Source organism: Rothia sp. L_38, assembly GCF_050689125.1.
GTDB lineage: Bacteria > Actinomycetota > Actinomycetes > Actinomycetales > Micrococcaceae > Rothia.
Window position 1 is genome coordinate 76,718 of the sequence record NZ_JBOEQD010000005.1, and the last position, 21,671, is coordinate 98,388.

Here is a 21,671-nt window from a genome sequence, read left to right on the forward strand (position 1 = left end):
GAGGTCATACGATATATCACGGGTACTTACCATCTTTTCTGTGACTACCTCGAGCCCTGAGCCTCGGGAGCAAGCTAACACTCCCATCACCCCGCGCTCGGTGGTTTGGGCAGGGATAATAGAACCCATGCCTAGCGTACTCATTCGACACGGACAGACCGACTGGAACCTCGTACACCGCCTGCAGGGCTCCAGTGACATCCCCCTCAACGACACCGGCCGCGCCCAGGCGCTCGCCGCCGCTCATAACGTGCTCGAATACGCCAAAACCCAAGCGGACGCCCACCCCGGCTTCACCTGGCACGGCGTCGTCACTTCCCCCCTCTCCCGCGCCGCAGAAACCGGTGCCATCATCGCCGACGAGCTGGGCCTACCCGTCCTCGGATCCTATCCGGGCCTAGCAGAACGCTCCTTCAAAGACCTCGAAGGCGTGCAGAACAACCCCGCCCTCTGGGAGACGGTAGAAAACGAAACAGCAGACATCGAACCCCTTGCCGATTTCCTTGCCCGCGTTGAAGACGCCCTTGACCAGGTGGAAGCCGACTACCCGGGGCAGAACCTGATTATCGTGGTGCACGGCATGCTGATTTCCCGCCTGCAAACCGCCCGCACCGGCCAGAAAGTGCTGGTGCCCCACAACGGTGAGGTGGTGCCCCTGGCCCCTGCCCGCCGGGCGTCCTCCATCATGTTAATCCGCCACGGACAGACCGACTGGAACAAGGTCCACCTCATGCAGGGCTCCAGCGATATACCCCTCAACGAAACCGGCCGTGCCCAGGCCTACGAGACTGCTGCCTCTCTTAAGGCTCGGGGTTTTGAGTTCGACGTGGTGGTTTCGTCCCCGCTCTCCCGCGCCCACGAGACCGCAGAGATTATTGGCGCAGCCTTCGGTCTGACCGTCGACCGTACCTACGATGACCTGATAGAACGCGGCTACGGCGAAGCTGAGGGGCTTGATATTTCAGCCGAGGCCCGCAAGGAGCCCGACGCCTACTACAGCGGGGTTGAAAGTGAACGCTCCGTCTACTTGCGTGGCATTAGGGTGCTGCGCCAGATTGCCCGCGACTACCCGGGCCAGCGCGTCATTGCCGTCTCCCACGGCTCCCTGATTCGCCGTGCCCTCTCTGCCACCCACGGCCGCGAATTCGGCACTATCGCCAACGCTGAACCCTTCGAAGTTGACCTGCCGGGTCTGGCCCACTGGCTAGAGGTCAAGGAACCCCTGCTGGTAGGTAAGCCCTAGTGGGGCGTATCTTTCTCTGGGGTATCACCTGCCTGTACGTTGCTGCCGTTGCTTTTATCGTCCTCTGGCCCACCCATGTTGACTCCGGAGAATCGGGTGAAACCCTAGCCCGGATTCTTGCGGACGGCCACGCCCGCGGCTGGCTGCCCGGCTGGTTTGGCTACGGGCAGGTGGAATGGCTGTCAAACGTAGTCATGTTTGTGCCCGGTGGCCTGCTCTTTACCTGGTTGCTGCGCCCGGCCCGCACCTGGCTCGTGCCCCTGGGCGGTCTGGCCTGTACCCTGGCGATCGAAACCACCCAGCACTTCATGCCCGGGCGTACCAGCTCACCCCTGGACGTCCTCGCCAACACCCTCGGGTGTGCTATCGGTTGGGTTTTGGCACTGGCCCTAGTGAAAGTGACCGAAAAACCCAACCAAAACACCGAAATACACCGGTAACCGTGGGTTTTACATTGACGTGCCCACAGAAACCCACATAAAATCAACTGTAGATAGGGTCACCCGACCCACCTTCCAGTTGTATAAGGTGATAAACACATGTTCGCTGAAGAACGACGTGCCGAAATAGCGAAGCTTGTAGCTTCTGCACGCCGTGTCAACGGCGCAGACCTGGCTAGACGCTACGAAGTCACGATGGAAACCGTCCGCCGTGACCTAGCAGCCCTCGAAGCTGACGGTAAGCTGCGCCGTGTGCACGGCGGTGCCGTAACCGTAGAGCAGTCGACCTCTGTAGAGTCGTCTATCGCCCTACGTCAAAACATGAACACCCCCGAAAAACAGAAAATCGCCCTGCGTGCCTACGAGCTGCTGCGCGACTCGGACGCCGGTGCGGTAGTTCTCGACGCCGGTACCACCATCGAAATCCTCGCCGACCGCATTGCTGCCGCAGATTTCTCCCTCAAGTCAGGCGCCGACCGCCTCATCATCACCCACGCCCTTCACATCGCCGTGAAGCTGGCCGAGGCCGACGGCGTGGTACTCGATATGGTAGGCGGCCAGTTGCGCAAAATGACCTGGGCTGCTGTTGGTACCCGGGCCGCCGCCCACTTCGAAACCATCCGCCCCGACATCGCCTTTATCGGCGTCAACGGCCTGGATGCCGAGTTTGGGCTCTCCACTCCCGGTCTCAACGAAGCCATCGTTAAGACCGCCATCGTCAAGTCAGCCCGCCGCGTGGTGCTCCTGTGCGACTCCGCCAAGTTCGGCCAGGAGTCCCTGGTGCGTTTTGCCGGGCTTGAAGACATCGATACTCTCATTACCGATAAAGCGCCCGAGGGTGACCTCGCTGCAGCGCTTGAAGAATCCAACGTAGAGGTGCTTATCGCATGATCGTTACCCTAACTGCCAACCCCAGCATGGACCGCACCGTGGAGCTCAACCACGAAATCAAGCGCGGTGCCGTTCAGCGTGCCGTCGCTGCGGCGTCCGACCCCGGTGGCAAGGGCGTCAACATTGCCCGTGCCCTCAATATCTCCGGCTTTGAGACTGTAGCTGTGCTGCCCGGCGACAACGAAGACCCCGTGCTGGCCAGCCTCAAAGAGGCCGAGGTGCCCTTCGTCAACATGCCTATCGGCGCCCCGATTCGCTCCAACATCACCGTTGTTGAGCCCGACGGCACCACCACCAAGATCAACGCCCCCGGTGAGCCCCTGAACGATGTGGCCCAGCAGCAGCTGACCCGCCTCATGATCAAGGAAACCATCGAGGCCTCCTGGCTAGTGCTGGCAGGCTCCCTGCCCGCCGGCGTCCCCTCCGACTACTACGCTGTGGTGGGCCGCTCTATCCGCGAGTCCCTGGGCGAGAAGGCCCCCCGCATCGCCGTCGATACCTCCGGCGCAGCCCTGCGCGACGCCCTGGTTGGCCTGGATGGCATGCCCAACCTCATCAAGCCCAACTCCGAAGAACTGGCTGAATTGGTGGGCAAGATTGAGATGGCGGACGAGCTAGAAGCCAGCCCCGAACTCACCGCAGCTACCGCTAAGGAACTAGTTGACCGCGGTGTTGAAATGGTCCTTGCTACCCTCGGCGGGGGAGGAGCCGTGCTGGTGACAGCAGAAGGCGCCTGGCACGCCGTCCACGCCCCCATCAAGGTGCGCTCCACCGTGGGCGCAGGCGACTGCTCCCTGGCCGGCTTCCTGATTGCCCACGAGCAGGGCAAAACCCTGCCCGAATGCCTGGTGCAGGCGGTAGCCCACGGCTCAGCCGCAGCCTCCCTCCCCGGCACCCAGGTGCCCACCCTAGAATCAACCACGCCCGAAGCAGTCACCCTGCGCGAGCTGGCCCTCTAAACCCCAACCGAACCACATTCTCAAAACCCTAAAACACAATCCGAGGAGGAGCACATGTCTGCTCTCATCACTGCGGATCTCATCAGCCTCGATGAGAACCTCGGCGAGACCCGCTTCGATGTCATCGAGCATCTAGCTGGTGCCGTCGTAGGTGCTGGCCGCGCCACCGACTTTGAGACCCTCTACGCCGCTGCGCGTGCCCGCGAGGAAAAGACCGACACCGGCATCCCCGGTGGTATCGCTATTCCCCACTGCCGCAGTGAAGCAGTCACCGAGCCCACCCTGGCTATGGCCCGCCCCAACCCCGCCGTCGACTTCGGCGCTAAGGACGGCCCCGCCGACCTCATCTTCTTCATCGCAGCTCCCGCAGACGGCGACGAAGCCCACCTGAAGATTCTTTCTCAGATGGCTCGCTCCCTCATGAAGAAGTCCTTCACCGCTGCCCTGCGCGACGCCAAGACCGCTGACGAGGTCGTCGTCCTCGTTGAAGAGGCCCTGGGCCTGCGCGAAAAGGCAGCTGAGGCACCCGCTGCCGCTGCCGCGTCCGGCTCCGTAGCCGCTGCCGAGGCAGAAGCCCCCGCCCGCCGTAAGAAGATCGTGGCTGTGACCAACTGCCCCACCGGCATCGCCCACACCTACATGGCAGCCGATGGCCTCAAGTACGCCGCCGAAGAGCTGGGCTACGACTTCAAGGTTGAGCCCCAGGGCTCATCCGGTGGTGACAAGCTCACCCAGGCCGAAATCGACGAAGCCGATGCCGTCGTCTTTGCCGTTGCCCTGCCCGTCCGCGGCCGCGAACGCTTCGCCGGTAAGCCCTACGTCGAAGCCCCCGTCAAGCGCGGCATCGACGAGCCCAAGGCCATGATCGAAGAAGCCCTTGCCGAAGCTGAGAAGCCCAACGGCAAGCGCGTCGCCGCAGGTGCAGCTGACTCCTCAGAAACCGCTGAAGAAGGCGGCTCCTGGGGCACCCGCATCTACAAGGCCCTGATGACCGGCGTCTCCTACATGATTCCCTTCGTGGCAGCAGGCGGCATCATCCTGGCTATCGGCTTCATGCTCGAAGCGATCACCATGCCCAACCTGGGTGACGTAGACACCGAAGCTATCCTCTCCGGTGCCTCCCTCACCAACCTGGGCGACACCCCGCTCTCCCTCTACCTGGGCGCTGCCCTGCACACCATCGGCGCCTTTGGCCTGGGAGCTATGGTCCCGATTCTGGCAGCCTACATCGCCTACGGCCTGGCCCAGCGCCCCGGCATCGCCCCCGGCTTCATCGCCGGTTCTGTCGCCGTTATGGTGGGTGGTGGCTTCCTCGGCGGTATCGTCGCCGGTCTGCTCGCAGGTCTGTGTGCCTACTGGCTCTCCCTGCTCAAGCTGCCCCGCTGGCTTGCATCCATGATGCCCGTGGTCATCACCCCGCTCGTAGCCACCCTCTTCGCAGGCGGCCTCATGTTCTTCCTGCTCGGTGGCCCCCTCGCCTGGGTTACCACCTCTCTTGAGAACTGGCTCAACTCCATGACCGGTGCCTCAGCCATTCTGCTGGGTATCATCCTGGGCGCCATGATGGGCTTCGACCTCGGCGGCCCCGTCAACAAGGCAGCCTACCTTTTTGCCACCGCAGGCCTCTCCGCCGGTACCCTGGCCTCCCAGCAGGTCATGGCAGCCGTCATCATCTCAGGTATGGTTCCCCCGCTGGCTATGGCCCTGGCCACCGCCGTCCGCCCCAAGCTCTTTAGCGCTCCCGAACGCGAAAACGGCAAGGCAGCCTGGCTGCTGGGTGCCTCCTTCATCTCCGAAGGTGCCATCCCCTTCGCCACCGCCGACCCCCTGCGCGTGATCCCCTCATCCGTTGTCGGCGCAGCCGTTGCCGGTGCTATCTCCATGGGCGCAGGCGTAGCCTCACCCGCTCCCCACGGCGGTGTCTGGATCATCGCCCTGGTTGAGAACCCCCTCATGTTCCTTGTGGCCGCCATCGCAGGTACCGTAGTGGGCGCTCTCATGTATATTGTTCTCAAGTCACTTGCAGGCCGTAAGGCCGAGGCAACCGCCTAAATCACTTCAACCTCTTAGAAGGAAAACACTATGACTATCTACAAGGGTGTCGGCGTCTACGCCGGCCGCGTTATCGGCAAAGTCCTTCAGATGCCCGAGCCCATCAAGGCTCCCTCATCATCCCTGAAGCTCTCAGCCGACGAAACCCCCGAGCAGGCCGCCGAGCGTATCAAGGCCGCAGCCGAAACCGTCAAGAACGGTCTGCTGGAGCGCGCCGAGCACGCTAGCCGCGATGGCAAGGCCGTGCTCAAGTCCACCTCCCAGATGGCAACCGACCGCGCCCTGCTCAAGAGCGCCATCAAGATCGTTGAAAAGCAGGGCAAGGCCCCCGAACTGGCAGTCTGGGAAGCCGCATCAGCCTTCGCCGACCAGATGGCAGCCCTCGGCGGCTACATGGCCGAGCGCGTTACCGACATCCACGACGTCCGCGCCCGCATCGTTGCCGAGCTGACCGGCCAGCAGGCCCCCGGCATCCCCGTCTCAGCTGACCCCTTCATCCTGGCAGCTATCGACCTGGCACCGGCAGACACCGCCACCCTCGACCCCAAGCAGGTCATCGCCCTCATCACCTCAGACGGCGGCCCCCAGGCCCACACCGCGATTCTTGCTCGCGGTCTCGGCCTGCCCGCTATCGTTGCCGCCAAGGGCGTCACCGAGATCGAAAACGGCACCGAAGTCTACATTGACTCCAACGAAGGCACCGTCAACACCGAGGTCACCGACGAGCACCGCGACCTGGCCGAAAAGTACGCCAACCGCAAGGAACTGCCCGACTTCGACGGCACAGGCGCCATGGCAGACGGTACCCTCGTGCCCCTCTACGCCAACGTCGGCGACGGCAAGAGCGCAGAAAAGGCAGCCGGCCTCAAGGCCGAAGGCGTGGGCCTGCTCCGCACCGAATTCGGCTTCCTGGGCCACGACGCTGAACCCTCAGTAGAAACCCAGACCGCCAGCTACAAGGCCGTCTTCGACGCCTTCCCCGGCCAGCACATCGTCGTCCGCACCCTCGACGCAGGCGCCGACAAGCCCCTGCCCTTCCTCAACGTCAAGGAAGAAGAGAACCCCGCCCTCGGCGTCCGCGGCTACCGCACCGACTGGACCGTACCCGGCGTCCTCGAACGCCAGCTTGAAGCCATCAAGGCAGCAGCCGACGGCTCTGACGCCGACATCTGGGTCATGGCCCCCATGATCTCAACCACCAGTGAAGCCCGCCGCTTCAAGGAAATGGTTGATGAAGTAGGCCTGGCAACCCGTGGCGTTATGGTCGAAACCCCCGCAGCAGCCGTCAACGCTGAAGCGATCCTCGGTGAAGTCGACTTCGTCTCCATCGGCACCAACGACCTCACCCAGTACACCATGGCAGCAGACCGCCTGCTCGGCGACCTGGCCCACCTCAACAATCCCTGGCAGCCCGCCGTCCTCAAGATGATCAAGCTGACCGTCGAAGGCGCCAAGCGAGCATCCGCCAAGGCCGGCGTCAAGAAGTACGTCTCCGTCTGTGGTGAAGCAGCAGCCGACCCCGCACTGGCCGTCGTCCTCGTTGGCCTGGGCGTCGACACCCTCTCCATGAACGCTGGCGCCATGGCAGCTGTCTCCGCCGTGCTCAAGTCGGTTACCCCCGAAAAGGCACAGCAGATCGCCAACGACGCCCTCGACCAGATCTCCTCAGCAGAAGCTAAGGAAGCAGCGCGCAAGCACCTGCCCATCCTGGACGAGCTCGGACTCTAACCCCCACCGTCTATTTCTGAATAAATCACACCAAAATAAGCGGTTAACACGCGCGAAACATACGCGCCTGATTTAGACTCAGTAGTGGACAACAAATCCGCACCCCTTTGTAAGGAGAACACCATGGCAGAACGTATTGCCACCATCGCAAGCCGTGTTGGCCTGCACGCCCGCCCCGCAGCGATCTTCGCTGAAGCAGCAGGCGACCTCCCCGTAGAAGTCACCATAGCAGCTGAAGGCGAGCCCGCAGACGAGGCAATGGACGCAGCGTCCATCCTCTCCCTGATGTCACTCGGCGCTAAGCACGGCGACAAGGTCGTTCTGCGCGCAGAGGGCGAAGGCGCTGAAGAAGCACTCGACACCCTGGTCAAGATCCTCGAGACCGACCACGACGCCGAGTAATACGGTTTAGTCGAGCAATCTCAGCCTAACGGTTTGATGATGAAGCCCCCGCTTACCGCAAGCGGGGGCTTCACTGTGCCCGGGTAAGGGGCGACAGAGCCGATACCCAGTTACACCAGACGAAACTCACGGCGCCCACAGGGTGCATAGCCCGCCCACTCTCGATAGACTGGGAAGCTGAAACCTTTCCCGCGCCCACGCGCGCACGAAAAGAAAAAGAGGGACCTTGCGACAGTTCACAGCCCGCTTCGCTACCGACGCCGAAATCGCCTCCTGGGATGACCACGTCATCGCCAGCCCCGGTGGCGGCAACCTGCTGCAGTCAGCGTCCTTCGCTTCCGTCAAAGCCAAGCACGGCTGGAAGCCCCTCTACCTGGTCTACGAAGGCACCACCGTCCTTGACGGCGCAGAGGCCCCTTTTGCCAGCTACAACCTGGTGCTCGAAAAGTCCGTACCTGCCCTCGGCAAAATCTGGTACATGATCAAGGGCCCCGGCGTGAACTCTGTTGAAGAGATCCCCGCGATTCTCGATGCCAACAAGGACTTCATCAAGCGCGAGAAGCTGGGCGTCTTCGCGGTTAAGATTGAGCCCGATATCATTGCAGACGACTCTATCAACGCTTTTATGGCCAAGACCGGCCTGGTCAAGAGCTGGAACATCCAGCCCAATGACTCCACCGCGATTCTTGATACCGACAAGAGCGAAGAAGATGTCCTCAAGTCTCTCTCCTCTCGCGGACGCAACGCCGTGCGTCGCTCCCTGCGCGAGGGCTGCGAGGTTGAGCGCGTGCCGCTGACCGAAGAGAACATGAAGAAGATGTACGCTCTCATGGACACCGTGGGTCAGGGCAACGCCAACGTGCACCTGCGCTCCTACGACTACTATCGTGATTTCTGGACCACCTTTGAGCAGGCTGGCCAGGGCCGCCTCTACTTCACCTACGAGGACGGCGAGCCCTCCGTGGGCGCCTACGTGATCCGCTACGGCGAGAAGGGCACCTACAAGGACGGCGGTTCTAAGCCCCGCCGCAAGCAGTACGGCGACTCCCACCAGGTACAGTGGACAGCCCTGACCGACCTGATGAAGGAATTCGAGATTAAGAGCTACGACTTCTGCGGCACCCCGCCCAAGAGCGAGCTCAAGAATAAGGACCACCACCACTACGGCCTGGGTCTTTTTAAGACCTCCTTCACCAAGGACGTCATCGACTACGTCGGTGTCTGGGACCAGGTGCTCTCACCGGTCAAATACAAGGCCTGGAACCAGGCCGTTGAGAAGGTCATGCGCCAGCTCTGGGTGCGTAAGACCGGCCAGCCCTTCTACTAAACCGACCCCGGCTTAACCCCTGGGCACAGCGGGCGCTGTGCCCGAACATCTTTCACCGTAAGAGGCGGAAGGAGTAATCCCTTTGACCCCCAGCAAGTCCCCCTTGCAGCAAAAGGCTTACCCTTCCGCCTCTGCCTTTGATATGGTTCCCGCCGAGGAGGGCACCGGGGCCGGGGCTTTCGGGCAAACCGCGCTCCTGCCGAGAGCGGTACCGGGGGATAGCCCGGTGGCTGGTCAGGAGAGCGCCGGGCAGCCGCTAGAGAGCAGAGATGCTGGTGGGCAGGACGCCCCCGCCCCCTCGTCCGCGCAGGCCTGGGGGCCCCTGCCGGTTGTGTCGCTTGATGAGGTGCGCGACCCACAGCTGCGTAACCGCCTGGCCCACCTGGGGCAGGGGGAGAGCGCCTTTGATACTCCTGCTGAAACCGTAGACCCTACTGCTACCGGGGTAGCTGAATCGCGGGCGTCCGCTTTTGATCTGGCAACCCCCGCCACCTATCAGGTGCCCTCAGCTTTTGGCCCGGCTACCGACCTGAGCCTGGGGAGAGCCGATAGCGACAGCGACCCTGGCCCGGTAACTGCGGGAACCCCCACCGTTAACGAGGCAACCGGTCTGCAACAGGCCTCCTACCCTTCAGCGGCTGGGCCCCACACCGTTGCCCTGCCCGCCTCGCCCCGTCGTCCTGCTGCTAAACGCCCCTCGCGGGTGCGCTCCTCCCTCAAGTCTTTTGTGAGCACCGACCAGTCGCTCACCAAACCCATGCGAGGCATTGCCCGCCTGGCCCAGCGTCCTTTCAATATCGCTGCAGCCCACCGGGCTGAGTACGTGCGTGAGAAAGAAGAGGCCCGCGAGGTCCTCAACTTCTCCCTGCGTCTGGCTGAGACCATGTTCCACTACGGGGCAGATACCGTCGATGTGGACTCGGCGATTGTGGCCGTGTGTGCAGCCTATGGGCTGGACGATGTTGAAATTGATATCACCAACCAGTCGGTGATTATCAACTACGTCTCCGATATTGACGAGGTCGATGACCGCACCCGGGCTATTAACCTGAGCGAACCCGAAAACTCAGCACCCGGTAAAGAACGCTTTAGCCACACGGTTATGCGCGTGGTGCGCTCCTGGTCAGAGAACTACGCTGCCCTGGACGACATCTACAAGCTCATTAACGACATCACCGCTGGCGGCCTACCCCGCCACCGGGCCGAGCGTCGCCTACACAAAATCAATACCGCTAAAAAGCCCTACTCACCCATGGTCATTATGCTGGCCAACATAGTGGCGGCTTTCTCCCTGGTCCTGGCCCTGGGCGGGTCTCTGGCGGCGGGCGCTGTGGGCGGTATCGTCTTCCTGGCGATTCACTTCGTTAACAGCCTGATTTCTAAGCTCAAGATGCCCGGCTTCTTTAACATGGCAGCGGGTGCCGGTGTGGTTACCTTCGCCGCTATTTATATATCGGATGAGGCATCTATCTTCTCTCAAGTGGGCTTTCACGTCTCAGCACCCCACATTGTGGCGGCCGGGCTCATCATGCTCCTGCCCACCGCCCGGCTAGTCTCGACGGTGCAGGACGCCCTCAACGGCTTCCCGCTCACGGCGGCGGGTAAGTTCGTGTCAACGGGCATGTCCTTCCTAGGTATCGTGGTGGGGCTGGCCTCGGCGGTAGCGGTGCTGTCGGTACTGGGCGTGAGCGAACTCGATATCACCGAAACCCGATTTGTGGGGGCGGGGCTGGGCGTCAGCTATACCTTCTTCATGCTGGCCTCTTTAGCCTTTGCCGTGACTACCCACGCCCGCTGGCGAACCCTGCTGTGGATCTTGCTGATTTCAACCTGCGGCTTCTGGGTCTACCAGGGCTACACCCTTATGTTTGGTGCCGGCGCTGGGCGGGCCAATACAGCTTTTGCCGCTCTAGTAATCGGCCTGATGAGTACCTTCCTGGCCTATCGCCTGCACGCCCCGGCCTCTATCTTCTACGTTCCTGCTCTGACCTTCCTGCTCCCCGGTCTCTCGGTCTTCCGCGGCCTCTACCTGTTTACGGTCGAAGCTAACTCCGATGCCGGTGTACCCGGCATGGTAGCGGCTATCGCCATTATTCTTTCCATGGCCTCTGGAGTGGTGCTGGGGAGCTACCTCATGCAGTACATCATTCAGCGCTATCTGAGCCCCGCCCTTGAGGGCGGCGAGCAGAAAGAAAAGCGTGACCGCTAACGGGGGCTTTCGTTCTTTTGCCCAGCCCCAGCAAGCCCTGACCGTCCCTATTCGCGGCCTTGCCCGCGTGGCCCAGCGCCAGGTGGCGCAGGTGGCCTTAGCCCGCTACCGGCAGCGGATTCGGCAGAAGGAAGAAACCCACGAGATTCTGGCTTTCGCCCTACGTCTGGCCGAGACCATGTTCCATTACGGGGCTGACGCTGCGGACGTAGATACCGCTGTTGTGACCGTATGCGCTATGTACGGTATTCACGATGTAGAGGTTGATATCACCTACCAGTCCATCGTGATTAACTATGTCTCTGAATTTGATGAGGCAGCGGAGCGCGGGCAGCTGCCCGAAGCCGGTGGATTGGGTGTTGAGAAGTTGGGGCGACCCTGGTGCGGGTGGTGCGGTCAACCTCTGAGAATTACCTAGCCCTGCATCAGCTCTACCGCCTGGTACACGATATTGCCCAGGGGAGTGTGAGCCGGGGCCGGGCCGAGCGCCGTCTGGCTCAGGTCAATGCGCAGAAGAAGCTCTATTCACCGGCTGTTTTGCTGGCATGGAACCTGTTGATGGCAGGGGCTTTTACTCTGGGCGTGGGAGGCTCCTGGCGTGCCGCTGTGACTTCTCTGGCGGTGTTTACCGTGGTGAACTTTGTGCTGGTGTGGGCGGGGCGGTTGAGGCTGCCCAGCTACTTCATGATGGCCCTGGGCGCTGCAACGATTACGGTGCTGGCCCTCTTGGTTTCTGACCCCGAGGGTTGGTTTTATGCCAGGGGCTTTTACGTATCTGCCCCGCATATCGTGGCGGCAGGGCTGATGATGCTGCTCCCCACCTTCCGCCTGGTATCAGCGGTTCAGGACGCCCTGCACGGCTTCCCCCTCACCGCGGCCGGTAAGTTTGTTATTACAGGGGCTAACTTCACCGGGATTATCGCGGGAATCGCGGTGGCCGTGACGGTCATGAACTATTTTGATGCCACCAGCCTGGACGTGCAGCAGTCAGTTTTTAGCCCGCCACCCCTGTGGGTTTCTATAGCCGGTATGGCGGTGGGGAGTGCCATGTCGGCAGCTGCTTGGCAAGGCTCTGCCCAGACTATCTGGCTGACCCTGCTGGTATCTTTGCTGGGGCAGGCAGGCTACTACGGGTTGGGTGCCATAACGGGGTTAGAAGGCGGACGCCTGCAGATACTTGCCGGGGCAACCCTGGTGGGTTTGAGTTCGGCCTTCTTGGGTTATCTTTTGCATAGCCCGGCCTCTATTTATTATGTGCCGGGCATGATGTTTATGCTGCCGGGTCTCACTATTTTCCGCTCCTCCTACCTGGTTTTGGGAGGGGAGGACATCTTTGCCGGGGGCCAGGGCCTCACCGCCGCCGGGGTGACGGTTCTGCTGATGGCCACGGGGATTGTGTGCGGCACTTACCTGTGGGATGACATGACAGGGCGTTTACGGTCGAGGAGCTCGCGGAACTTAGTGTGACATGTCTATATGCCCCTATAGCTATGTTTTACTGGGGGAGTGCCCAGTCCACGGGCTGCGCCCCCTGCTGCACCAGGAGCTCATTAACCCGACTAAAGGGCCGCGAGCCGAAGAAGCCCCGCGAGGCCGACAGCGGTGACGGATGGGGTGACTCAACACAGGGGTAGCCGCCGAGCAGGGGCCTGCATTTGCGGGCGTCCGCACCCCAGAGCAACCCCACCAGGGGCATGCCCCGCTGCGCCAGCGCCTCGATGGCAGCGGTTGTGACCTGCTCCCAGCCCAGATTGCGGTGCGACCCCGCCTGACCTGCCCCCACCGAAAGCACCCGGTTCATGAGCATAACCCCCTGGGCGCTCCACGCCGTAAGATCCCCGTGAGCCGGAGGCACCAGCCCGGTGTCGGCCTGGAGCTCCTTATAAATATTCTGTAGCGACCGGGGAATCGGGTGCACCTCGGGACGCACCGAAAAGCTCAGACCCATCGCGTGACCGGGGGTAGGGTAGGGGTCCTGCCCAATCACCAGCACCTTCACCTCGTTCATGGGGTAGGTAAAGGCCCGAAAAATATCGGTTCCAGGGGGAAGGGTTGCCCGCCCGGCCTCGTGCTCTGCGCGCAGGAAGTTCCCCATAGCTCGAATCTGAGGCTCCACCGGGGCGAGGGCTTGAGCCCAGTCAGGGGACATAATCTCATGCAGGGGACGGGCAGGCACAGTACTCCTTGAAAGGGATGCGGTATTCTCCCTACTAAGACTAGACCACTGAAAGTTAAGAGATGAGCAGCGAGACCACCGAACCCGCAGAGGGCTTGAGCGAGCTTGAGGTAGCTATTCTCAATCTCGAGAAAAAACGCTTCAAATACCAGGGCAGCAAAGAACAGGCTATTACCCGTACTCTGGGGCTTACCCCGGTTGCCTACTATCAGCAGCTCAACGCTCTTATCGACAACCCCAAGGCAGTTGCCGCCGAACCCGTGCTCACCCGCCGCCTACGGCTCAAGCGCGATGCCCTAACCTAAGCCTCTTAGCCGGTAGGGAGCGTGAGCCCGCTTCACCGGCACCTAGCGTGTACCCTAGTAACTAAAAGCCCGCCACCGCGCACAATCATGAGGACGCCCGTGAACAGCTACCCCCGCGATGAGTTTGACGACATCGATGAGAACAACGCCCGCCGCGGCGCCTATCGCGGTGCTGTTAACGATACTGCGACGTCCCGCGCTGGTCTGCTCGCTATTATTGTTAGCGGCGTGCTGGCCCTCATCGTGGGTGGCACCATGTACGTGATCTCTCCGCGCACCGCCGCCCCCGAGGCGTCCGGCTCAACCAGTGCCACCGCTACCGCATCGGCAAGCCCGAGCGCTGAAGCTACTCCCACCACTAACCCTTCTAGCGTGACCGTTGAGGTGTATAACTCCAGTGCACCTGCTGGCGCTGCTGCCCAGGCTACCGCAGCCCTCGAAGAGGCCGGCTACACCGTTACCTCTACCGCTAACTGGGCAGGAGCCTACACAGCGGAGTCTTTGGTGTACTTCGCCACCGGGGCCTCCTCAGAAGCTAACGAAATAGCCGACACCCTGGGCCTGCCCACCATCGCCCAGGACTACCAGGCTGAGACCGGTCTCGTCTACGTGGTGCTCGGAGCCGACTTTGACCCCACCAGCCTGCCTGGGGCGCCGTCCTCACCTTCAGCTACTGCCCAAGAAACTGCCGATAGCGGCACCGGAGCGGCAGAGATAGGGCCTAACCCCGGTATACCCACCTCCGTTGATCGCTATAGCTATGACCCGGCCACCGCTACCTTCTACCTAGACCCCACCGGTAACTACATCTACGACTCAGCAACCGGCACCTACCAGCTAGGCTAGGGACGCTTACTCGCGGCCAGCGGACGTCCGCCTACCACCTGCCCGGCACCTCTTGTGCGCTGTGGGCGATTAAGGCTCAGCTGGGGGAGCAATAGGTTTGCGCCCCTAGAGCTCAAGTGCCAAGATTGGTATTAGCACTCAGAGGCTTCGACTGCTAAATCATGTGCTAGGTTTAGCCGCCGAACCGCTCTTGAGTAAAACACCTGAAGCGATGCTCTGGTGAGGCGCACCCTACCCGCCCCGACGGCGAGAGATGGGCTGCGCCGTCCGTCGCGGGCACCGAAGAATCGCGCTCACCCCGAATGTTCCAGAAGGAGCGAAAGCCATATGGCAAAGCTGATTGCTTTTGATGAAGAGGCACGCCGCGGTCTTGAAAAGGGTCTGAACACCCTAGCAGACGCAGTGAAGGTAACCCTCGGCCCCCGCGGTCGCAACGTTGTACTGGAGAAGGCCTGGGGCGCACCCACCATCACCAACGACGGTGTTTCCATCGCCAAGGAAATCGAACTCGAAGACCCCTACGAAAAGATCGGCGCAGAGCTGGTCAAGGAAGTCGCCAAGAAGACCGACGACATCGCCGGTGACGGCACCACCACCGCAACCGTCCTGGCTCAGGCTCTCGTCCGCGAAGGCCTGCGCAACGTCGCCGCTGGCGCCGACCCCCTCTCCCTCAAGCGCGGCATCGAAAAGGCTGTAGAAGCCGTCACCGCCGAACTGCTGGAGTCAGCTAAGGAAGTAGAAACCGAAGAAGAGATCGCTGCAACCGCATCTATCTCAGCCGGCGACCCCGAAATTGGTAAGCTGATTGCCCAGGCCATGGAAAAGGTCGGCAAGGAAGGCGTCATCACCGTCGAAGAGTCCAACACCTTCGGCCTGACCCTGGAACTGACCGAGGGTATGCGCTTCGACAAGGGCTTCCTCTCCGGCTACTTCGTCACCGACGCTGACCGCCAGGAAGCTGTTCTTGAAGACCCCTACATCCTGATCGTTAGCTCCAAGATTTCTAACGTCAAGGACCTCGTCCCCGTCCTCGAAAAGGTCATGCAGTCCGGTAAGCCCCTGCTGATCGTCGCTGAGGACGTCGAGGGCGAAGCTCTGGCTCTGCTGGTACTCAACAAGATGCGCGGTTCCATCAAGTCTGTAGCTGTTAAGGCTCCCGGCTTCGGCGACCGCCGTAAGGCCCAGCTGGCCGACATCGCTATTCTCACCGGCGGCCAGGTCATCACCGAAGAGGTCGGCCTCTCTCTCGACACCGCAACCATCGACCTGCTCGGCCAGGCCCGCAAGGTTGTTGTCACCAAGGACGAGACCACCATCATCGAGGGCGCCGGCGATGCCGACGCTATCGAGGGTCGCGTAGCCCAGATCCGCGGTGAAATCGCTAACTCTGATTCCGACTACGACCGCGAGAAGCTGCAGGAGCGCCTGGCCAAGCTGGCTGGCGGCGTTGCAGTTCTCAAGGCAGGTGCCGCTACCGAGGTTGAACTCAAGGAACGCAAGCACCGCATCGAGGACGCCGTCCGCAACGCTAAGGCAGCCGTTGAAGAGGGCATCGTCCCCGGCGGCGGCGTAGCCCTGATTCAGGCCGGCGTTAAAGCCTTCGAGAAGCTGGAACTTTCCGGCGACGAAGCAACCGGTGCCAACATCGTCCGCGTCGCTATCGATGCCCCCCTTAAGCAGATCGCCTTCAACGCAGGCCTGGAGCCCGGCGTTGTTGTCGACAAGGTCCGCAACCTGCCCGCAGGTACCGGCCTGAACGCTGCAACCGGCGAATACGAAGACCTCATGGCAGCAGGTATCAACGACCCCGTGAAGGTTACCCGCTCTGCCCTGCAGAACGCTGCCTCCATCGCCGGTCTCTTCCTGACCACCGAGGCCGTCGTTGCCGACAAGCCCGAACCTGCAGCAGCAGCTGCTGCCCCCGACATGGGTGGCATGGGCGGCATGATGTAATTACGTCCGCCTGAGAAAACCGGTTCATTTCCGGTTCCTCACGTGCTGTAAGCTCCGCCACTTCTTGCCCCTGGTAAGGAGTGGCGGAGTTTTTACACCCTTCTGAAAATATGACTAAAAATTTTAGATAATAGTATTGCACTTCACGCCAGTCTGTGGGTATGCTTTAAATCACTAAAGAGGTCTTCTCTTACTTTTATTCATCAGTATCAAAGGCGAAACTGAAAGGTGTGAGGCATATGGTTACCATTGTCGATCTTGTTCTCTACGCAATCATCGTGGGGCTCTTGGCAATGTTGCTTGTTGCCTACGCATCCGACGGCTGGACCAAGCTCGAGAAGAAGAGCGCTGAGGCTCTCCATCGCGATCTTGCATTTGGTGCAGGTGGCTAAGAGTTAATAGTGATTGTGTTTTCCTGGAACCGGCGTCTCGGCAACGAGGCGCCGGTTTCTCTATACCCAAAGCTCCATCTATACGACCGGTGGCAGGGAGCTGTAAAATAGTGAAGTTATGCGTTGCCACTACTTCGATGCCGGCCTCTGCCGCTCATGCTCTCTACTTGAAACCCCCTACACCAATCAGTTAGCGGGTAAACAGCATGACGCCCAGACCCTGCTCGAACCCTGGGCGAGCCTCAGCTGGCTCCCACCTGTAGCAAGCGCAGACCAAGCCTTCCGCAACAAGGCCAAGCTGGTTGTAGGAGGAACCTCCCAGCAGCCCACCCTCGGTATTCTCGACAGGCAGGGGCAGGGCATTGACCTCACCGACTGCCAGCTTTATCTGCCCGCAATTAGCCGGGCCATACCCGTCCTTGCTGACCTGATCCAGCGGGCTGACCTTACCCCCTACAGCGTTCAGAAGCGCAAAGGGGAACTTAAAAACATTCTGGTGACCGCTTCCGATAGCGGCGAACTGATGGTCCGCTTCGTTCTGCGTTCCAAGAAACTCATTGTTGCGCTCAAACGAGAACTGCCCTGGCTTCACGAACAGTTACCTCAGCTCGCGGTAGCGAGCGTCAACCTGCTGCGCGAACACGTTGCTCTGGTCGAGGGTGATGAAGAGATTATTCTGACCGAGCGCACCACCCTGCCCATGCAGGTTAACGATATGACCCTGCATCTGCGCCCCCAGAGCTTCTTCCAGACCAACACCCCCATCGCAGCTTCCCTGTACCGTCGGGCTCAGACATGGATCAGCGAAGCTGCACCGGCCAGCCTCTGGGACCTCTACTGCGGGGTAGGGGGCTTCGCCCTGCACGCTGCAGCGGTCATGCCAACGGGGGCTACCGTAACCGGTATTGAAATTAGTAGCGAAGCTATTGCCTCTGCCCGGCGCACCGTCGCTGAACGCGGACTTGCGGGTTTACACTTCATTGCCCAGGATGCGCCCGACTATGCCACCAGTAGCGGCCAGGTACCCGATATGCTGATTGTGAACCCGCCCCGCCGGGGGCTGGAGCCGCAGCTTTCTCACTGGATCGAGGGCAGCGGTATCGACCAGGTGATCTATTCGAGCTGCAACCTGCGCTCTCTCGTCAAAGATCTCAAAAGCATGCCGTCGATGGAGCCCGTGCAGGGGCAGGTAATGGATATGTTCCCGCACAGCAACCACTACGAGACGATTATGCTACTCCAGCGTAGCCGCTAAGTGCGCCACCATTTTTAGGTTCTCATCAGGCCTGTGTACTAGGGTGAAAGAAGCCCAACTCCGCTCCCCGAATAAGTGTGAAAGAAAGTAAAATGCCTCAGCTCCCTGCCCTGCCTTCGCCTTTTATGCTGGCTGAAGGTACTACCGTAGTGCGGGCTGAAGGTGCCCTGACTCCGGTGAGCGAGGCAGACGCTCTGAGCCTGGCCCAGCGCCGGGGCTCGGCGGTGGTGGGACTGATACCTTTTGACCCGGACGCTCCGGCCCAGCTTGCCGTCCCTGACCGCTGGGTGCGAGAAAATATCCCCCTACCCACTGCCGATACGGTGGACCAGCCGGCTCCTGCCCTGGTTGAGGGAATCGACAGCGATGTGTACCGGGCAGCCGTTGCCCATGCCGTGGAGCTGATGAACCGGGGTCAGCTTGATAAAGTCGTCCTGGCCCGCCTGCTACGGGTGCAGTACGAGCAAGAACTGAACCTGCCCCATCTCTTTGATACCCTGCGTGCTCAGCAGCAGCGGGCTACCGTGTTTAGTGCTCAGCTGCCCAATGGAAACTACCTTATGGGTGCTTCTCCCGAGCTGGTGTTTCAGACGGAGGGGAGCGCGTTTCGAACTGTCCCCCTGGCTGGCTCCGCTGCCCGAACTGCTGCCCCGGGGAGTACCGACGATGCCCAAATCGGTGAGGCTCTCATGCGGTCCGCTAAGGACAGGGCTGAACACGCAACGGTGGTCAATGACATCCGCCAGCGGCTAGAGGCCCTTACCGTGCAGATGGATGTGCCCGCCGTACCTTCACTTATTTCTACACCCCAGCTCTGGCACCTCAGTACGCCGGTCACCGGCCAACTGCTGCCCGGTGTCTCGTCGCTGCAGGCAGCCCGAGCCATCCACCCTACCCCGGCTATTTGCGGCACACCTACAGAGGTGGCCCGGGATCTGATTGAAGAGCTAGAGCCCTTCGACCGGGGCTTCTTCGGCGGCCTGGTGGGGTACATGGACGCTCGTGGGCAGGGGAGCTGGTACCTGGTTTTGCGCTGTGCCGAGGTTGCTCCGCTACAGGCTACCCTTTTTGCTGGCGCCGGTATTGTGAAGGATTCAACCCCGGCCGGTGAGCACTCTGAGACCGCAACCAAGCTGGGGACCTTCGCCCGGGCGTTGGGGCTTAATCTGAGCTCCCCAGAGCTCTAGTGCATTTCTTGCTCTAGCGCCCGGCGCACCATGAGCGGCGTCGTAACCCTGTGGCTTGTGAGGGCATGGGGCTGGTCGCTGGCAACAGCTAGTAGGTAGGTGCCCTCGTGGACCTGCCAGGTCACCCAGTAGGTGCGGGGCTGCGCCTCACCGGGTAGCTGTACCGAGGCCCTAGCCGTAAGCCCGTGGGCATCTTCCAGAGCGGCGGGCAGGGGCGGCAGAGCCAGCATAACGGTGCTGGGCGCTAATGCCAGGCCGTAGCCGGTAGCCTTGAGTACCGCTTCTTTGGCGCCCCAGAGTAGGTGCCTTGCCAGGGCTGCCTCCACCGCAGGTAAGGACGCCACCACCCGCTTTTCGTAGTCGGCGAGGGCGATGCGGTCGAAGCTATCATAATAGCTGCCGCGCACAGTAATGAGATCGAGCCCTATACTGAGCCCTGCCGGTCCGGTTACCCCTGCCGCCAGCCCTAGGGCTCTTGCCATACTGAGGTTGACCCCCTCGATACGGGGCTTACCGTGTGGCTGGCCGCTAGTGCATAAGAGGCAGGCGCGGTCCACGGGTATCTCGGAAGCTGAAGTAGCTTTAACACCTAAATGGCTGGCCGCCATACACCGCATGAGGGTGTGTTGGGCGGCAAAGGCGAGTGCCTCGTCCGGATTTTTAAATTCAGCGGCCCGCGCCTGTTCTGCTAGACCAACATAGGCCAGCCAGCTGACGCCGTGGCCCGTTCGCAGGGTTTCTGCAGGCATACAAAAAAGAGTGAGCTGGGCGCTCGCTGCCTCGGCGGTAGCTGAAGGGTGAACCATGATGACCATTCTAGCGGTGACGCTCCAGGTGGGGCGGCGCGTAGAATAAAAGGCGCCTGCAACCTGAAAGTTCGAGGACTATGACCGAAAAAATCATCGCTGCCGCAGATGGCTCTGCCCTGGGTAACCCCGGGCCTGCTGGCTGGGCCTGGTACATCAATGAAGATAACTGGGCAGCTGGCGGGTGGGAGCACGGTACCAACAACATGGGTGAGCTCAAAGCGGTACTTGACCTGTTTGAAGCAACAGCAGACCGGGCAGAGGACCACCTGCACGTCATCTGCGACAGTCAGTACACCATCAATTCCATCACTAAGTGGATGCCCGGTTGGAAGAAAAAGGGCTGGAAGAAAAGCAACGGCAAGCCGGTACTCAACGTTGACCTCATGCAGGCCCTTGATCGAGCTATTCAGGGGCGAACCTATTCCTTTGAGTGGGTGAAAGGGCATACCGGCCACCCTCTGAACGAGGCCGCTGATGAACGGGCCAACCGGGCTGCCCAAGCCTACCGTGACGGTACCCCGGTAGACGCTGGTCCCGGTTTGCGGGCTGCCCAGGGCGAGAGGCCAAGGGACAAGGGCACAACTACCGAAGAGGTCGCTACAGCCCATCAGCAGAAAACCCAGGAACTGGCCGAGCAGCTGGCTAAGAGCACGACAGACCCTGTAGCCGAGGCACGTGCCTACGAAGAGCAGATGCTCAAGCCATCTATCTATGGGTCAGAAAAGCTGTTAGGAGTCCTCCTGCACCCCGAACTGAGCTGGACCGTGCCGACTGGCCAGGTAACAGATAGGGTAACGGTGTTAGCTTACCGCGAGCGGGCCTGTGCAACGACGGGGGAACCTGAGCACCTGTCGTCGGTAGCCCTGGGGCAGGGCGCAGCCCTACTGGTATCCAAGGTTCCCACAGCGCGGGGAACCCTGGTGCGTTCCAGTACCTGGGTGTTCACTAGCGGCAACTGGAAGCTCCGCTACCGCCAGGACACCGCGACGAGAGACTAACCCACGAACATGGCGGCATTAGCCATTTCAGTTTCTGAGTAGTTCACACCAGCTCGTGAGAGCGCCTCATTGATCTGGGCAATCGACTCTTCCACCTGGTGCTGGGTAGCTCGCCAGTTAGCGAGCACGCCCTGGAAATTAGCGGACGCCGAGCCCGTCCACGACCCTTGAAGATCCTGGAGAGAAGCGGTCAGAGCGTTTACCTCTGAAACGATGGTCTCTACCTGGGCGCGAGCCTGGGCTGATTTGCTGGCAATGAGGTCTGCATCGACATTGAACTGGGCCATGGTGGCTCTCCTTTGAACGTTAGATAAACGGGGTGCGCAGGTACCGTTAGGTTGAGGTTCCTGGTGCCTTTGAGCCTAGGGGAGAAGCGCCTGGGGTGGAAGAAAAAGAGAGTCTGTGGAAAACCCCGCCCCACTAGTCAAGCTAGTGGGGCGGGGTTTGGGTCAGTGCTACAAGTGATAAATGGTGCAGTGATGACGTCTCTATGACGGCT

21 protein-coding genes are annotated in these 21,671 nt (G+C 61.1%); 18 read left to right on the forward strand and 3 right to left on the reverse strand.

Features of this window, described 5'->3' with window-relative positions; translation table 11 throughout:
• Nucleotides 1-127 precede the first annotated feature (127 nt).
• From ACRCJM_RS05110 to ACRCJM_RS05160, 11 genes are all read left to right on the forward strand, one after another.
• Nucleotides 128-1,243 carry a histidine phosphatase family protein gene (locus tag ACRCJM_RS05110; protein WP_431464057.1) on the forward strand — a complete coding sequence of 372 codons (1,116 nt, stop codon included), beginning with the start codon at nucleotides 128-130 and terminating at the stop codon, nucleotides 1,241-1,243.
• Entirely contained in the window at nucleotides 1,243-1,683 is a 441-nt protein-coding gene (locus ACRCJM_RS05115) for a VanZ family protein (RefSeq protein WP_431464058.1), read from the forward strand. Before ACRCJM_RS05110 ends, ACRCJM_RS05115 begins: the two co-directional genes overlap by 1 nt.
• 99 nt (nucleotides 1,684-1,782) lie before the next feature.
• Nucleotides 1,783-2,574 carry a DeoR/GlpR family DNA-binding transcription regulator gene (locus ACRCJM_RS05120; protein ID WP_237195130.1) on the forward strand — a complete coding sequence of 264 codons (792 nt, stop codon included), beginning with the start codon at nucleotides 1,783-1,785 and terminating at the stop codon, nucleotides 2,572-2,574.
• Entirely contained in the window at nucleotides 2,571-3,533 is a 963-nt protein-coding gene (locus tag ACRCJM_RS05125) for a 1-phosphofructokinase family hexose kinase (protein ID WP_283490284.1), read from the forward strand. Before ACRCJM_RS05120 ends, ACRCJM_RS05125 begins: the two co-directional genes overlap by 4 nt.
• 54 nt (nucleotides 3,534-3,587) lie before the next feature.
• Nucleotides 3,588-5,585, forward strand: coding sequence for a PTS fructose transporter subunit IIABC (locus ACRCJM_RS05130; protein ID WP_431464059.1), 1,998 nt, complete (start codon nucleotides 3,588-3,590; stop codon nucleotides 5,583-5,585).
• 30 nt (nucleotides 5,586-5,615) lie between these two features.
• On the forward strand, nucleotides 5,616-7,313 hold the full coding sequence (gene ptsP, locus ACRCJM_RS05135; protein WP_431464060.1) for a phosphoenolpyruvate--protein phosphotransferase: 1,698 nt from the start codon (nucleotides 5,616-5,618) through the stop codon (nucleotides 7,311-7,313).
• A 123-nt stretch (nucleotides 7,314-7,436) separates the two neighbouring features.
• The gene (locus ACRCJM_RS05140) at nucleotides 7,437-7,715 is read left to right on the forward strand and encodes an HPr family phosphocarrier protein (protein WP_135013272.1); all 279 of its coding nucleotides are present in this window, start codon (nucleotides 7,437-7,439) and stop codon (nucleotides 7,713-7,715) included.
• 226 nt (nucleotides 7,716-7,941) lie between these two features.
• Nucleotides 7,942-9,042, forward strand: a complete 1,101-nt coding sequence (locus ACRCJM_RS05145) for a lipid II:glycine glycyltransferase FemX (RefSeq protein WP_135013271.1) — start codon at nucleotides 7,942-7,944, stop codon at nucleotides 9,040-9,042.
• 82 nt (nucleotides 9,043-9,124) lie between these two features.
• On the forward strand, nucleotides 9,125-11,251 hold the full coding sequence (locus tag ACRCJM_RS05150; RefSeq protein ID WP_431464061.1) for a threonine/serine exporter family protein: 2,127 nt from the start codon (nucleotides 9,125-9,127) through the stop codon (nucleotides 11,249-11,251).
• Nucleotides 11,241-11,669: a threonine/serine exporter family protein gene (locus tag ACRCJM_RS05155; RefSeq protein ID WP_431464062.1), complete on the forward strand. Its 429-nt coding sequence runs from the start codon at nucleotides 11,241-11,243 to the stop codon at nucleotides 11,667-11,669. The genes ACRCJM_RS05150 and ACRCJM_RS05155 overlap by 11 nt, the downstream gene beginning before the upstream one ends.
• Nucleotides 11,642-12,718, forward strand: coding sequence for a threonine/serine ThrE exporter family protein (locus ACRCJM_RS05160; protein ID WP_431464063.1), 1,077 nt, complete (start codon nucleotides 11,642-11,644; stop codon nucleotides 12,716-12,718). The genes ACRCJM_RS05155 and ACRCJM_RS05160 overlap by 28 nt, the downstream gene beginning before the upstream one ends.
• 28 nt (nucleotides 12,719-12,746) lie before the next feature.
• Here the strand turns inward: ACRCJM_RS05160 and ACRCJM_RS05165 are convergent, their stop codons facing one another.
• On the reverse strand, nucleotides 12,747-13,427 hold the full coding sequence (locus tag ACRCJM_RS05165) for a uracil-DNA glycosylase (protein ID WP_431464064.1): 681 nt from the start codon (nucleotides 13,425-13,427) through the stop codon (nucleotides 12,747-12,749).
• Nucleotides 13,428-13,489: 62 nt separating this feature from the next.
• Here ACRCJM_RS05165 and ACRCJM_RS05170 point away from each other — a divergent pair, with 62 nt between their 5' ends.
• The 6 genes from ACRCJM_RS05170 (at nucleotide 13,490) to ACRCJM_RS05195 (ending at nucleotide 19,365) form a co-directional block, all read left to right on the forward strand.
• The gene (locus ACRCJM_RS05170) at nucleotides 13,490-13,732 is read left to right on the forward strand and encodes a DUF3263 domain-containing protein (protein WP_431464065.1); all 243 of its coding nucleotides are present in this window, start codon (nucleotides 13,490-13,492) and stop codon (nucleotides 13,730-13,732) included.
• Between the two features lie 99 nt (nucleotides 13,733-13,831).
• Nucleotides 13,832-14,578 (forward strand): LytR C-terminal domain-containing protein, encoded by a 747-nt coding sequence (locus ACRCJM_RS05175; protein WP_431464066.1) that lies wholly within the window; start codon nucleotides 13,832-13,834, stop codon nucleotides 14,576-14,578.
• Nucleotides 14,579-14,905: 327 nt separating this feature from the next.
• A complete protein-coding gene (groL, locus tag ACRCJM_RS05180) occupies nucleotides 14,906-16,531 on the forward strand; it encodes a chaperonin GroEL (RefSeq protein WP_135013265.1) in 1,626 nt (541 codons plus the stop codon).
• A 230-nt stretch (nucleotides 16,532-16,761) separates the two neighbouring features.
• Nucleotides 16,762-16,923, forward strand: coding sequence for a hypothetical protein (locus ACRCJM_RS05185; RefSeq protein WP_237185134.1), 162 nt, complete (start codon nucleotides 16,762-16,764; stop codon nucleotides 16,921-16,923).
• 118 nt (nucleotides 16,924-17,041) lie between these two features.
• The gene (gene rlmC, locus ACRCJM_RS05190) at nucleotides 17,042-18,178 is read left to right on the forward strand and encodes a 23S rRNA (uracil(747)-C(5))-methyltransferase RlmC (protein ID WP_431464067.1); all 1,137 of its coding nucleotides are present in this window, start codon (nucleotides 17,042-17,044) and stop codon (nucleotides 18,176-18,178) included.
• 92 nt (nucleotides 18,179-18,270) lie between these two features.
• The gene (locus tag ACRCJM_RS05195) at nucleotides 18,271-19,365 is read left to right on the forward strand and encodes an isochorismate synthase (RefSeq protein WP_431464068.1); all 1,095 of its coding nucleotides are present in this window, start codon (nucleotides 18,271-18,273) and stop codon (nucleotides 19,363-19,365) included.
• On the opposite strand, the gene ACRCJM_RS05200 is transcribed toward ACRCJM_RS05195, so the two are convergent.
• Nucleotides 19,362-20,171 (reverse strand): 4'-phosphopantetheinyl transferase family protein, encoded by an 810-nt coding sequence (locus ACRCJM_RS05200; RefSeq protein ID WP_431464069.1) that lies wholly within the window; start codon nucleotides 20,169-20,171, stop codon nucleotides 19,362-19,364. The two genes, ACRCJM_RS05195 and ACRCJM_RS05200, sit on opposite strands and share 4 nt — an antisense overlap.
• 80 nt (nucleotides 20,172-20,251) lie before the next feature.
• On the opposite strand from ACRCJM_RS05200, the gene ACRCJM_RS05205 reads away from it, so the two are divergent.
• On the forward strand, nucleotides 20,252-21,172 hold the full coding sequence (locus ACRCJM_RS05205; RefSeq protein WP_431464070.1) for an RNase H family protein: 921 nt from the start codon (nucleotides 20,252-20,254) through the stop codon (nucleotides 21,170-21,172).
• Here the strand turns inward: ACRCJM_RS05205 and ACRCJM_RS05210 are convergent.
• The gene (locus ACRCJM_RS05210) at nucleotides 21,169-21,459 is read right to left on the reverse strand and encodes a WXG100 family type VII secretion target (protein WP_377126680.1); all 291 of its coding nucleotides are present in this window, start codon (nucleotides 21,457-21,459) and stop codon (nucleotides 21,169-21,171) included. The genes ACRCJM_RS05205 and ACRCJM_RS05210 overlap by 4 nt on opposite strands.
• Nucleotides 21,460-21,671: the final 212 nt, after the last annotated feature.

Bases quoted from the DNA above. Each gene is read 5' to 3' on its own strand.
- ACRCJM_RS05110 (WP_431464057.1), top strand. From the start codon at position 128: ATGCCTAGCGTACTCATTCGACACGGACAGACCGACTGGAACCTCGTA.
- ACRCJM_RS05120 (WP_237195130.1), top strand. From the start codon at position 1,783: ATGTTCGCTGAAGAACGACGTGCCGAAATAGCGAAGCTTGTAGCTTCT.
- ACRCJM_RS05125 (WP_283490284.1), top strand. From the start codon at position 2,571: ATGATCGTTACCCTAACTGCCAACCCCAGCATGGACCGCACCGTGGAG.
- ACRCJM_RS05130 (WP_431464059.1), top strand. From the start codon at position 3,588: ATGTCTGCTCTCATCACTGCGGATCTCATCAGCCTCGATGAGAACCTC.
- ptsP (WP_431464060.1), top strand. From the start codon at position 5,616: ATGACTATCTACAAGGGTGTCGGCGTCTACGCCGGCCGCGTTATCGGC.
- ACRCJM_RS05140 (WP_135013272.1), top strand. From the start codon at position 7,437: ATGGCAGAACGTATTGCCACCATCGCAAGCCGTGTTGGCCTGCACGCC.
- ACRCJM_RS05170 (WP_431464065.1), top strand. From the start codon at position 13,490: ATGAGCAGCGAGACCACCGAACCCGCAGAGGGCTTGAGCGAGCTTGAG.
- groL (WP_135013265.1), top strand. From the start codon at position 14,906: ATGGCAAAGCTGATTGCTTTTGATGAAGAGGCACGCCGCGGTCTTGAA.
- rlmC (WP_431464067.1), top strand. From the start codon at position 17,042: ATGCGTTGCCACTACTTCGATGCCGGCCTCTGCCGCTCATGCTCTCTA.
- ACRCJM_RS05195 (WP_431464068.1), top strand. From the start codon at position 18,271: ATGCCTCAGCTCCCTGCCCTGCCTTCGCCTTTTATGCTGGCTGAAGGT.
- ACRCJM_RS05200 (WP_431464069.1), bottom strand. From the start codon at position 20,171: ATGGTTCACCCTTCAGCTACCGCCGAGGCAGCGAGCGCCCAGCTCACT.
- ACRCJM_RS05205 (WP_431464070.1), top strand. From the start codon at position 20,252: ATGACCGAAAAAATCATCGCTGCCGCAGATGGCTCTGCCCTGGGTAAC.
- ACRCJM_RS05210 (WP_377126680.1), bottom strand. From the start codon at position 21,459: ATGGCCCAGTTCAATGTCGATGCAGACCTCATTGCCAGCAAATCAGCC.